10 protein-coding genes are annotated in these 12,906 nt (G+C 61.1%); 7 read left to right on the top strand and 3 right to left on the bottom strand.

All coding sequences use genetic code 11. The annotated features are described in order from the left end of the window. Position 1 precedes the first annotated feature (1 nt). From CLU90_RS17065 to CLU90_RS17055, 3 genes are all read left to right on the top strand, one after another. Positions 2–1,051, top strand: a complete 1,050-nt coding sequence (locus CLU90_RS17065; protein WP_100428479.1) for an aminopeptidase — start codon at positions 2–4, stop codon at positions 1,049–1,051. 276 nt (positions 1,052–1,327) lie between these two features. Beyond that, a complete protein-coding gene (locus CLU90_RS17060) occupies positions 1,328–3,010 on the top strand; it encodes a long-chain fatty acid--CoA ligase (RefSeq protein ID WP_092712166.1) in 1,683 nt (560 codons plus the stop codon). Positions 3,011–3,070: 60 nt separating this feature from the next. Beyond that, complete coding sequence (locus tag CLU90_RS17055; protein WP_100428478.1) at positions 3,071–4,753, top strand: long-chain-fatty-acid--CoA ligase; 1,683 nt, start codon at positions 3,071–3,073, stop codon at positions 4,751–4,753. Here the strand turns inward: CLU90_RS17055 and CLU90_RS17050 are convergent. Next, positions 4,750–5,922 (bottom strand): acyltransferase family protein, encoded by a 1,173-nt coding sequence (locus tag CLU90_RS17050; RefSeq protein WP_100428477.1) that lies wholly within the window; start codon positions 5,920–5,922, stop codon positions 4,750–4,752. The two genes, CLU90_RS17055 and CLU90_RS17050, sit on opposite strands and share 4 nt — an antisense overlap. A gap of 154 nt (positions 5,923–6,076) precedes the next feature. Between CLU90_RS17050 and CLU90_RS17045 the strand changes: the two genes are divergently transcribed. Beyond that, positions 6,077–6,943 carry a LytTR family DNA-binding domain-containing protein gene (locus tag CLU90_RS17045; protein WP_092712160.1) on the top strand — a complete coding sequence of 289 codons (867 nt, stop codon included), beginning with the start codon at positions 6,077–6,079 and terminating at the stop codon, positions 6,941–6,943. Here CLU90_RS17045 and CLU90_RS17040 read toward each other — a convergent pair. Next, on the bottom strand, positions 6,940–8,532 hold the full coding sequence (locus tag CLU90_RS17040) for an alkaline phosphatase D family protein (RefSeq protein WP_100428476.1): 1,593 nt from the start codon (positions 8,530–8,532) through the stop codon (positions 6,940–6,942). The two genes, CLU90_RS17045 and CLU90_RS17040, sit on opposite strands and share 4 nt — an antisense overlap. A 21-nt stretch (positions 8,533–8,553) precedes the next feature. Then, a complete protein-coding gene (locus tag CLU90_RS17035) occupies positions 8,554–8,994 on the bottom strand; it encodes an acyl-CoA thioesterase (RefSeq protein ID WP_092712156.1) in 441 nt (146 codons plus the stop codon). Between the two features lie 61 nt (positions 8,995–9,055). Here CLU90_RS17035 and CLU90_RS17030 point away from each other — a divergent pair, with 61 nt between their 5' ends. The 3 genes from CLU90_RS17030 (at position 9,056) to CLU90_RS17020 (ending at position 12,906) form a co-directional block, all read left to right on the top strand. Continuing rightward, entirely contained in the window at positions 9,056–10,906 is a 1,851-nt protein-coding gene (locus CLU90_RS17030) for an ABCB family ABC transporter ATP-binding protein/permease (RefSeq protein WP_100429498.1), read from the top strand. Between the two features lie 195 nt (positions 10,907–11,101). Next, entirely contained in the window at positions 11,102–12,058 is a 957-nt protein-coding gene (locus CLU90_RS17025; RefSeq protein ID WP_092712154.1) for an amino acid ABC transporter substrate-binding protein, read from the top strand. A gap of 98 nt (positions 12,059–12,156) precedes the next feature. Then, the gene (locus CLU90_RS17020) at positions 12,157–12,906 is read left to right on the top strand and encodes an amino acid ABC transporter permease (RefSeq protein ID WP_092712271.1); all 750 of its coding nucleotides are present in this window, start codon (positions 12,157–12,159) and stop codon (positions 12,904–12,906) included.

Here is a 12,906-nt window from a genome sequence, read left to right as displayed (position 1 = left end):
CATGGCGCGCTGGCCGGCCCGCTTGCTTGTCGGTACCTTGTGCGTGGTGCTGGGCGGCTGCACGCAGTTGCGCTATTACACGCAGGCGGCGCAGGGGCAATATGCGCTGTGGTCCGGCGCGCGTCCCATCGGCGACTGGCTCGACGACCCGGCCACCGAGCCGCGACTGAAAGTGCGCCTGGCCAAGGCGCAGCAGATCCGCCGCTTTGCCGTCAGCGAGCTGGATTTACCGGACAATGGCAGCTACAAGAACTACGCCTCCCTGCAGCGCCCCTTCGTGCTGTGGAACGTGGTGGCCACGCCGGAACTGTCGCTGCAGCCCCTGCAATGGTGTTTTCCCATCGCCGGCTGCGTCAATTACCGCGGCTATTACAGCAAGGACGAGGCACTCGCGTATGCGGCCGAACTGCGCGCCCAGCATTACGACGTGCAGGTGGGTGGCGTGCCCGCGTATTCCACGCTGGGCTGGTTCGACGATCCCTTGCTGTCGACCTTTATCAATTACAACGATGCGGAACTGGCGCGCCTGATCTTCCATGAACTGGCGCACCAGGTCGTGTACGTGCCCGGCGATTCTGCCTTCAATGAATCGTTTGCCAGCGCCGTGGAAGAGGCAGGCGTGCAGCGCTGGCTGACGCGCGAGGGCAATGACGCGATGCGCGCGGCATACGCCCAGTACACGGCGCGGCGTCAGGATTTCCTCGCCCTGCTGCTGCAATACCGTGGCGAACTGGAGACCGTGTATGCGAGCGACGCCAGCGATGCGGAGAAACGCGCGCGCAAGGCGCAGGTGTTCGTGGCGCTGAAACAGGCATATCAATTGCTCAAGCAACACTGGGGTGGTTTTGCCGGTTATGACCGCTGGTTCGAGCAGCCATTGAGCAATGCGCACCTGGCTTCCGTGTCCACCTACAATGAATTTTTGCCAGCCTTCAAAAAATTGCTGGAAGAAAAAAAGAACTTTCGTGCTTTTTATGCTGCAGTGCACACAATGTCTCAACTCAGCAAGCCTGAGCGCAGGCATGCGCTGGAACAATTGTCCAGCCCCTGACCCGTAAAGATTGTCTGGTACGCCGAGCCGGACGATCCTGCAACAGCGTATTTATCATGCTGCAGTGCAGCACAAAAGCGTCCTAGAGTTGTCGCTCGAATACTGTTGAAAGCGCTTGCATGGAAGCGCGGCGCCCGATAGCATCGCATTAGTAGCATAGAGCAATTGCTCGTCAGAATGCTCAAACTGACTGCCGGACAACAGAATCCGCAGCAATGATCCGCGCCGGCAAGGTGCGCCGGCTCCCCCACGATTATTCGAGACAAGAGGCACAGGATGGAAAAAATTTGGCTGAAGTCGTATCCTCCCGGCGTCCCCGCCGACATCGATCCTGATCAATATCGTTCGCTGGTGCATTTGCTGGAAGAAGCGTTTCAAAAATATGCGGACCGCAACGCCTATGTCTGCATGGACAAATTTCTCACCTATGCCGAACTCGATACCTACTCGCGCCAGCTGGGTGCCTGGCTGCAAAGCCGCGGCCTGAAAAAGGGCGCGCGAGTGGCCCTGATGATGCCGAACGTGCTGCAGTATCCGATCGCCATTGCCGCCGTCCTGCGCGCCGGCTACACGGTGGTCAACGTCAACCCTTTATATACGCCGCGCGAACTCGAGCATCAGCTCAACGACTCGGGCAGCGAAGCCATCATCGTGCTGGAAAACTTTGCCCATACCTTGGAGCAAGTGCTGGGCAAGACGGCCGTCAAGCACATCATCGTCGCCAGCATGGGCGAGATGCTGGGCGGCTTGAAGGGCATGATCGTCAATTTTGTCGTGCGCAACGTCAAGAAGATGGTGCCCGCGTATTCCTTGCCGAACGCCATGCGCTTCAAGCAGGCGCTGGCGCTGGGCAGCCGCATGAAACTCACGCCCGTCGAGCTGAGCGTCAACGACCCCGCCTTCCTCCAATACACGGGTGGCACGACGGGCGTGTCGAAAGGCGCGACCTTGAGCCACCGCAATGTGATCGCCAATGTGCTGCAAAGCGAAGCGTGGTCGGGCGCGGCGCTCGACCAGAACAGTCAGGAGCAGATGATCGTCGTGTGCGCCTTGCCGCTGTACCATATCTTCGCCCTGACGGCGTGCGCGATGTGGGGTACGCGCGTGGGCGCGCTGAATATCCTGATCCCGAATCCGCGCGATATCCCGGGCCTGATCAAGGAGCTGGGCAAGTACAAATTCAATCTGCTGCCTGCGGTCAATACCTTGTATAACGCGCTGGTCAATCACCCCGATTTCGCCAAGCTCGATTTCTCGGGCTTGAAGATCGCCAATGGCGGCGGCATGGCGGTGCAGCAAGCCGTCAACGACAAATGGCTGCAAGTGACGGGCGTGTCCATCATCGAAGGCTATGGCTTGTCGGAAACGTCGCCTGTCGCCACCTGCAACCGCGCCGACAGCACGGCGTTTTCCGGCACCATCGGCTTGCCCGTGCCGTCGACCGAGATCGCCATCCTCGATGATGACGGCAAGGAAGTGCCACTGGGGCAGACGGGCGAAATCGCCATCCGCGGCCCGCAAGTGATGAGCGGCTACTGGAACCGTCCCGATGAAACGGCCAAGGTCATGACGGCCGACGGCTACTTCAAGTCGGGCGACGTGGGCATCATGGACGAGCGCGGCTACGTGAAGATCGTCGACCGCAAGAAAGACATGATCCTCGTCTCCGGCTTCAATGTATATCCGAACGAAGTCGAGGCCGTCATCGCGGCCCATCCGGGCGTGCTCGAGTGCGCGTGCGTGGGCGTGCCGGACGAGCATTCTGGCGAAGCCGTGAAAGTGTTTGTCGTGCGCAAGGATCCGAACCTGACCCAGGCCGTGCTGGCCGCGTATTGCAAGGAACAATTCACGGGCTACAAGCGGCCGAAATACATCGAGTTCCGCGATGAACTGCCGAAGACCAACGTTGGCAAGATTTTGCGTCGCGCCCTGCGTGACGAAACGAAGATAGCAGCATAAACAGTGCAGGGTGTGCGCATCAGGCTGCACACCCTTTCTACAGATAAAGATGAGGCATAGATGGACAAGATTTGGTTGAAGTCGTACCCGGACAGCGTTCCCGCAGAGATCGACTGCACGCAATACCGTTCCGTCACGCATTTGCTGGAAGAGTCGTTCCAGAAATATGCGGACCGCAACGCTTTCGTGTGCATGGATAAATTCCTCACCTACCGCGAGCTCGACAAGCTGTCGCTGCAGATGGGCGCCTGGCTGCAAAGCAAGGGCCTGAAGACGGGCGCGCGCGTGGCGATCATGCTGCCGAACGTGCTGCAGTATCCGGTGGCCATGGCGGCGATCTTGCGTGCCGGCTACACGGTGGTCAACGTCAACCCGCTGTACACGCCCCGTGAATTGCAGCACCAGCTGATCGACTCGGGCAGCGAAGCGATCATCGTGCTGGAAAACTTCGCCACCACGGTCGAGCAGGTGTTGCCGCATACCCAGGTCAAGCACGTGATCGTTGCCACCATGGGCGACTTGCTGGGCGGACTGAAAGGCACCATCGTCAACTTCGTCGTGCGCAATATCAAGAAAATGGTGCCCGCGTTTTCCTTGCCGAACGCCATCAGTTTCAACAAGATGCTGGCCGAAGGCGCACGCCTGAGCCTGACGCCGGTGCAGCAGGGGCATGACGATATCGTCTTCCTGCAATACACGGGTGGCACGACGGGCGTGTCGAAGGGCGCGATGTTGTTGCACCATAACGTGATCGCCAACGTGCTGCAAAACGAGGCGTGGATTTCGCCCGTGATGACCAAGGAGATGCGCGCCACCTCGATGGGCTTCATGTGCGCCTTGCCCCTGTATCACATCTATTCGTTGACGGTCAGCGCCCTGATGGGCATGCGCGTGGGCGGCTTGAACGTGCTGATTCCCAATCCGCGCGACATCCCCGGTTTCGTCAAGGAATTGTCCAAGCACAAGATCGTCGTCTTCCCGGCCGTCAATACCTTGTACAACGCGCTGCTGAACAATGCCGATTTTGCCAAGCTCGATTTCTCCAGCTACAAAGTGTGCAATGGCGGCGGCATGGCCTTGCAGCGCAACGTGGCCGAACGCTGGCTGAAACTGACGGGCTGCCCGCTGATCGAAGGCTATGGCATGTCGGAAACGTCGCCCGTGGTGACGGGCAACCGTGTCGACATCACGGAATTTACGGGCACCATCGGCTTGCCGTTCCCGTCGACGGAGGTGGCGATTCTCAACGACGATGGCGTGGAAGTGCCGCTGGGCGAGCCGGGCGAGATCGCCGTGCGCGGCCCGCAAGTGATGGCCGGTTACTGGCAGCGTCCGGACGAGACGGCCAAGTCGATGACGGCCGACGGTTACTTCAAGACGGGCGACGTGGGTGTCATGGACGAGCGCGGCTACGTAAAAATCGTGGATCGCAAGAAAGACATGATCATCGTGTCCGGCTTCAATGTGTATCCGAACGAGGTGGAAGACGTGGTCGCCTCGTGCCCGGGCGTGCTCGAGTGCGCTTGCATCGGCGTGCCGGACGCCAACGCGGGTGAAGCCGTAAAAGTGTTTGTCGTGCGCAAGGATCCGAACCTGACGGTGGAACAGATCCGCGAGCATTGTAAACATGAATTGACGGCCTACAAGAAACCGAAATACATCGAGTTCCGCGATGAATTGCCGAAGACCAATGTCGGCAAGATCTTGCGCCGTCAATTGCGCGACGAAAAGAAGGTTGCCTAGTTCGCCGCCAAGGCTGTGTCCGCCGTCAGGCGTCGCCCTGGCTGGGCGGGCAAGCCGAAGCAGGGGCGCAGCCAGTTGATCTTGCTGATCAGCAGCGATGTCCCCAGCCAGCAGGTCGCCACCGTCCCGATGAAGATCAGCAGTGGCTCCAGCACGGGGCCCAGTTTCAGGGGCACGAGCCAGTAGGCCAGCAGCACGATTGCGCTCTGGTGCAATAGGTACCAGGGAAAGACGGCCTGGCGCGCCCATGGCAGCCAGGCAAACGGTTTATTGAGCAAAGTGTGCGACCAGCCCAGGATGGCGCAGATGGCCAGCCACATGTACAGGTTGCGCATCGGCCATGAGCCAAACGAGGCCCAGGTCAGCAGGTTCTCCGAATAAATCTGGTCGAATGCCATGTACACGGCAAACGCGCCCAGACCCAGCCACAGCGTATGCCAGCGCAGGCGCGCCAGTTCCGCCCACAAGCCCTTGTCATTGCCCAGCCACCAGCCATACACGAACAGCGTGAAATAGATGCCGTGCGCATACCAGTCGCGCACTATCGCATGGGTTTCCGGATAGCGCATCTTCAGGAATGCCGTGGCGGCCAGGGCGGGCAGGGCCGGCAAGACCAGCAGGCGCCAGCCGCGCAGGCGCCGGAAGTACGGTTTTATCCGTCCCAGCAGCGGCTGCAGCGCCACGAGCACGATGGTGTACAGCAGCAAGTACACGAGATACCACAAGTGATTCCACGTAAAGCCAAATTGCCATCCGGCGAAGGCGCCTTCGGGCCAGGCATAACCGCCAAAGTAATGGAGCAGGAACTGTCCGTAGCCAGGCTCGATCAATCCCTTGCTGACGCCTTCGCAATACGGCTGGATGGGGATGATGACGGCCATGCCGAACAGCAGCGGCAAGAGCAGGCGCTTGACCCTGCGCCACAGGAAGGCACTGCGCGAGGCCTGCGTCATCATGGCGCACGACACGCCCGAGATGAGGAAGACGATTTCCATGCGCCAGCGGTTCAGGAAGACCAGCGGCATGTTCAAGGCATCGGTGGCGTAGCTGCTGTGCATGTGAAAGTTCCAGCCATCCATGTAGAGCAGGGCAGTGTGATAGACGATCAGCAGACTGAAGACGAGAAAGCGCAAGGCGTCGATATCGTGGCGGCGGGTGTCATGGCTCATGATCGGAAGGAAGTGGTGAAGGAGGCCCCAGCATAGGCAGCGACGGGGCTGGCAGCCAGCGAAATGGGATCAGCGGACGGCTGGCTGTGACGAATGGATGGCCTGGGACGGGTGTGGGACGTTACAATCGTGCAACTAATTCACCACTGAACCCATGCGCATCGCTTCCCCTGACTTGTTGCAACGTTATCAACGCTGGCGGCGCGTGGCCGAGCCTGGATTCTGGATCGCGCTGTATCTCCTGCAGGCCAGCGTGAACAGCTGGCTGGCGTGGACCGATTTGCAGCGCACCGGCGTTGACACGCCGTTCTGGGCAGTGGCCGTGTGGGAGTGGAGCAGCAATCTGGTGCTGCTGGCGCTGGTGCCCGTGGTGATCCTGGCGGGCCAGTACCGGCCCCTGCACCTCGTGTTCCAGCGCCAGAACCTGCGCTGGCACCTGGCCGCGTCGGTCGTCTACAGCCTCGTGCATGTGGCGGCCATGGTGGCCTTGCGCAAGCTGGCGTACTGGAGCGCCGGCAGCCATTATGATTTTGGCGCCTGGTGGCGCGAGCTGCCGTATGAATACCTGAAAGATGTGCGTGCTTACTTCCTTGTCTTGCTGGCCGTGGGCTTTTACCAGTTGCTGCTGATGCGCTGGCAAGGCGAGGCGACCTTGCTCGGTGAACCGGACGAAGGGCCGGCCGTGGAACCGGTGGAGCAGCCCGAGCGCTTCCTGGTGCGCAAGCTGGGCAAGGATTTTCTGCTGCCCGCAGCGGATATCGAATGGATACAGGCTTGGGGCAACTATGTGAATTTGCACGTGCGCGGCCACGATTACCCGCTGCGCTCGACCATGGCGGCCATCGAGCGCCGCCTCGACGGCAAGCGCTTTGTGCGCGTGCACCGCAGCTATATCGCCAACCTCGATTTCGTGCAGAGTATCGTGCCGCTGGAATCGGGCGATGCCCGTGCCGTGCTGTCCACTGGCGGGGAAGTGCCCGTCAGCCGGCGCTACCGCGATGCCTTGAAAGGGACTTGCTAGCTTGCTTGCAAGCCCGCCTTGCCGTCGCGCACGACAAAGCTGGCCAGTGTCGCGATGGTCGATGCGCTGTCGCGCACATTGTCCAGGCCCTGGAACAGGGTCGTGGTTTTCTCCGGCGTGATCTCCATCAACATATAGCCGCGCTTGTCGCTGCGCCCGTAGCGGATGTGCGGGTTCATCGCCACGTATTGCTCCGTGCGCGCCTGTGGGCGTGAACTCGAGGTGATCGAGGTGCCGCAAAACTCGGTGGCCAGCACGGGATTGTTCTTGCCGGTGGGCCGCATGGCGTTGCGGCTCAGCTCGCTCGCATAGAAAGTGTGCACGTCGCCCGACAGCACCAGCGGGTTGCTCGCCTTGCTGCTTTGCAGGGCGTCGAGCAGGTGCTGGCGCGCCATCGGGTAGCCATCCCAGCCATCGGTCCAGACGCGTTCGTCGCCGGGCCGCAATATGGGCACCTGGCTCGATTGCGCCATCAGGGTTTGCTGGGCCACAATATTCCAGCGCGCGGGAGAAGCATCGAGGCCCGCTTGCAGCCAGCGCTGCTGTTCCTCGCCCAGCATCGTGCGCTGCGGCTTCAGCAAGTCGGGGCAGTTGCGCGTGGTGACGGAATTGGAGCCCCCGCGGCCCGGCCTGGCGCACGCGTGATAGGCGCGGTATTGCCGGTCGTCCAGCACGTGAAAGCGCGCCAGCCGGCCCCAGTCGTAGCGCTGGTAGATGCGCATGTCGACAAAGCCCCGTCTGCCCAGCGGCAGCAAACGCAGCGGCATGTGTTCATAAAACGCCTGGTAGGCGGCTGCGCGCCGCTGCAAGAAGGTGGGCGTGAGCAACTCGTCGCGGTCCTTGCCGTAATCGTTGGCCACTTCATGGTCGTCCCAGGTGACGATCCACGGCGCGGCCAGGTGCGCGCCCTGCAAGTCGCGGTCGCTCTTGTATTGCGCGTAGCGGGCGCGGTAATCGTCCAGCGTAAAACTCTCGTGCGTGCGCACGGCCCGGCTTGGATGCTGCAGCTGGTACGGTCCCCACTCATAGATGTAGTCGCCGAGGAAGGCCACCAGGTCGGGCGCGGCCGCCGCGATGTGCCGGTGCGCCCCATACGCGCCGAATTCCCAGTGCTGGCATGAAGCGACGGCCAGTTTCAGCGAGGCAGGCATGGCGCCGGGCTCGGGCGCAGTGCGCGTGCGGCCCACGGGACTGACGGCGTCGCCCAGCATGAAGCGATACCAGTACCAGCGTCCGGGCGCCAGGCCGCCCGCGTCGACGTGCACGCTGTGCGCGAGGGCGGGCATGGCCGTGGCCTGTCCCTTGGCGGCAATGCGGCGAAACGCCTCGTCTTCGGCCACTTCCCAGCGCACGGTCAGGGCGATGGCGGGCGTGGCCGCTGCGTGCAGCGGGTCGTGGCAGATGCGCGTCCACAGCACGACGGCGTCGGGCAAGGGCGAGCCGGAGGCGACACCGAGCGCAAATGGATAGCCGGCGCCATTCATGCGCGTGGCGGCGCTCGCGCTGGAACCGGACAGCACGCTGCCGGCGGCGGCCAGCGCGGTGATGCGCGCAGCGCTCTGCAGGAAGATGCGGCGCTGGTTATCCATGCTGTGGAATTATTGCGACAATCAAGTCGACAGCAGGGTCTCGATCGGCGGCACCTTGCGCGGCTTGCGGTCGGAGTCCGTCGCCACGTAGATCAGGGTCGCTTCCGTGACTTTCACGATGCACGCCTGGAGGCGGTTGCGCTCGGCATACACCTCGACATTGACGGTGATCGAGGTATTGCCGACCTTGACGATATCGGCGTAGAACGATAGCAGATCGCCGACGAACACGGGGTTTTTGAAGACGAAGGAGTTGACGGCGATGGTGGCGACGCGGCCGTTGGCGCGCCGCGTGGCCGGCAGGGAGCCGGCGATATCGACCTGCGCCATGATCCAGCCGCCGAAGACGTCGCCGTACACATTGGCGTCGGACGGCGCGGGCATCATGCGCAATTCCGGCATTTTTCCGGCGGGCAGGCCGGAGGCGAGGCAGTTATCGGGGCGGGCGGAGGAGGTGCTCATCTTTTATTCTCATGAAAGGCTACAATTGCCCCGATTGAACCATAAAAAGCCGACCTTCGCCATGCGCCGCTCCCCGACTCCCCCTCCGCCCCGCTCGCCCGCTTCCGCCAGCCACAGCGATTTCGCCACCATCAAGACCTTGCTGCCGTATTTGTGGGTTTACAAATGGCGGGTGCTGCTGGCGCTGCTCTGCCTGGTAGGCGCCAAGCTGGCCAACGTGGGCGTGCCCCTGATCCTGAAAAAACTCGTCGACGCCATGACGATCACGGCGGCCCATCCGCAAGCGCTGCTGGTGCTGCCCGTCGGCTTGCTGGTGGCTTACGGCTTGCTGCGCCTGTCGACCACCTTGTTTACGGAGCTGCGCGAATTCCTGTTCGCCCGGGTCACGCAGCGGGCCGTGCGCACCATTGCGCTGCAAGTGTTCCGCCACCTGCATGCGCTGTCCCTGCGCTTTCACCTGAACCGGCAGACGGGTGGCATGACGCGCGACATCGAACGGGGCACGCGCAGCGTCGGTTCGCTCATTTCCTATACCCTGTTCAACATCTTGCCGACCCTGGTGGAAATCACCCTCGTGCTCGGCTACCTGGTCTTGCATTACGACATCTGGTTCACCGTGATCACGGCGGTGGCGCTCGTGTCGTACATCGCCTTTACCGTGCTGGTGACGAACTGGCGTACGCATTTCCGCCGCACCATGAATGACCTCGATTCCAAAGCCAATACCAAGGCCATCGATTCGCTGATCAACTATGAAACCGTCAAATATTTCGGCAACGAGGATTACGAGGCGAAGCGCTACGACGAAGGCTTGCAGCGCTATGAATCGGCGGCCGTGAAATCACAGACCTCGCTGTCCCTGCTCAACACGGGCCAGTCCCTGATCATCGCCACGGCCGTCACCCTGATTTTGTGGCGCGCCACGGTGGGCGTGATCGCCGGCACGATGACCCTGGGCGACCTGGTGCTGGTGAACGCCTTCATGATCCAGCTGTATATTCCCCTCAATTTCCTGGGCGTCATCTACCGCGAAATCAAGCAAAGTCTGGCCGACATGGAACGCCTGTTTTCCTTGCTGAACGAAAACCGCGAAATCGCCGATACGCCGGAAGCAAAACCGCTCGTCACGCGGGGCGCGGCCGTGCGCTTTGCGCACGTGGATTTCAGTTATGAAGCCAAGCGGCAAATCCTGTTCGATGTGGATTTCCAGATCCCCGCCGGCACGACGACGGCCGTGGTGGGCCACAGCGGTTCGGGCAAGTCGACCCTGTCGCGCCTGCTGTTCCGCTTCTATGAAGTCGATGGCGGCGGCATCACCATCGATGGCCAGGACTTGCGCGCCGTCACCCAGGATTCCCTGCGCGCGGCCATCGGCATCGTGCCGCAGGACACGGTGCTGTTCAACGACACCATCGAATACAACATCGCCTACGGCAAGCCGGGCGCCAGCAAGGAAGCCATCGTGGCCGCGGCGAAAGCGGCATCGATCCATGATTTTATTGAAAGCTTGCCAGATGGCTACAATTCGATGGTGGGCGAGCGGGGCTTGAAGTTGTCCGGCGGCGAAAAGCAGCGCGTGGCGATTGCCCGCACCTTGCTGAAAGACCCGGCGATATTGATCTTCGACGAGGCCACTTCGGCGCTCGACTCCAAGGCCGAGCAGGCGATCCAGTCGCAGCTGAAGGACATCGCCAAGAACCGCACCACCCTGGTCATCGCGCACCGTCTGTCGACGGTGGCCGACGCCCAGCAAATCCTGGTGCTCGACCATGGCCGCATCGTCGAGCGGGGTACGCATCCGCAATTGCTGGCGCTCGATGGCCTGTACGCGCAGATGTGGCAACGCCAGCAGGCGAACATGGACGATGAGGCGCAAGAGGACGAGTTGGCGGGGCTGGCGCCGGCAAAATAAATCGGAAATGTGAAATCAGTAGGAAAAATGCTACAGCCGCGCTGATTCCAGCGCACGTATAGCGCCTATTTGCGGGCAATCGCAGAAAATGGCTGGTCGGGTGCTGAAAATGAAATAAAATTAATTCCAATGGTGGCGTCTGCACCACAGTTGTTTCGTTCGGAATCTATCCGGTTTGTCCGCCCAGGAGAATTTATGAAATTGACCAAAATCATCGCCACGCTGCTCAGCGTTGGCGTCATCAGCAGCATGTCGCCAGTCCAGGCTCAGGAATTGACCGGCACCTTGGCCAAGATCAAGAAAGCCGGTTCCGTCACCCTCGGTGTACGCGATGGCTCCGTGCCCTTCTCCTATCTCGATGACAAGCAGCAATACCAGGGTTATTCGATCGACCTGTGCATGAAAGTCGTCACGGCCCTGCAAAAGCACCTGGGCATGAGCGAGCTGAAAGTGGTGATGAGCCCCGTCACCTCGGCCAACCGCATCCCGCTGATGGCCAACGGCACCATCGACCTCGAGTGCGGCTCGACGACGAACAACCTGGAGCGCCAGCAGCAGGTGGCATTCGCCCCGACCATGTTCGTCATCGGCAACCGCGTGCTGGCGAAAAAATCCTCGAACATCAAGACCCTGGAAGACTTGCGCGGCAAGACCCTGGTCGCCACGGCCGGCACGTCGACCATCAAGCAGATGACGATTTTGAACAAGGAAAAGAACCTGGGCATGACGATCGCCGTCGGCAAGGATCATCCTGAATCGTTCCTGATGATGGAAACGGGCCGCGCGGTGGCCGAAGCCAACGACGATATCCTGCTGGCGTCGCAAGTGGCCAACTCGAAAAATCCGAATGACTACGAAATCACCAAGGAAGCGCTGTCGGTCGAGCCGTACGGCATCATGCTGCGCAAGGGCGATCCGGCCTTCAAGAAAGTAGTCGACGATGCGCTGATCCGCCTGTACAAGAGCGACGACATCAACCGCATTTACGCGAAATGGTTTACTTCGCCGATTCCACCGAAAAACATCAACCTGAAGTTCCCCATGCCGCCGCAGTTGAAGGCCGTGTTCGCCAATCCGACCGACTCCGGCGACCCGGCCGCGTATGCGGCCGTGCCCGAAGCGCAGAAGACTTCGGACAAGCGGAAAAAGTAAATATTGCGTAACAAACCGGGGGGCGCAAGCCTCCCGATTTATTTGCGGGACGGGGGGCCGGCTGGCCGCTGTCCTCGGGCTGCATGCGAAGGATGATCATGAATTACAACTGGAATTGGCGCATCTTCTGGGAGATTTCTCCCGATGGCGTGGGCACGTATATGGACACCCTGTGGTCCGGTTTGATCTGGACACTGGCCACGGCCGGTGCGGCCTGGATCATGGCTTTGATGTTGGGCCTGGTGGTCGGCACCATCCGCACCCTGCCGAACAAATGGCTGGTGGGCGTGGCCAATGCCTACGTCGAATTGTTCCGCAACGTGCCGCTGCTGGTGCAGATGTTCCTCTGGTATTTCGTCATGCCGGAACTGCTGCCGCCCGACCTCGGTGCCTGGGTCAAGTCGCTGCCGAACGCGCCCTTCGTCACGGCCGTGCTGTGCCTGGGATTCTTTACCTCCTCGCGCGTGGCCGTGCAGGTGACGACGGGTATCGAGGCACTGCCGCGCGGGCAAAAGCTGGCCGGCACGGCGCTGGGCCTGACCCTGCCGCAAACCTACCGCTTCATTTTGCTGCCGATGGCCGCACGCGTCATCATGCCGCCGCTGACCAGCGAATTTTTGAACATCATCAAGAACAGTTCCGTGGCGCTGACCATCGGCCTGATCGAACTGACGGCCAGCGCGCGTGCCATCCAGGAGTTTTCCTTCCAGGTGTTCGAAGCGTTTTCGGCCGCCACCATCATCTACGTCGTCGTCAACCTGCTGGTGGTGGTGCTGATGCACCTGATCGAGAAAAAAGTCGCCATCCCGGGCTTCATCGTCGCTGGCGCCAAGACGGGAGGACATTGA

It is taken from the genome of Janthinobacterium sp. 67, from assembly GCF_002797895.1.
GTDB lineage: Bacteria > Pseudomonadota > Gammaproteobacteria > Burkholderiales > Burkholderiaceae_D > Janthinobacterium.
Note: the sequence above shows the minus strand (reverse complement) of the source record. Positions and strands in the feature narration are given on the sequence as shown.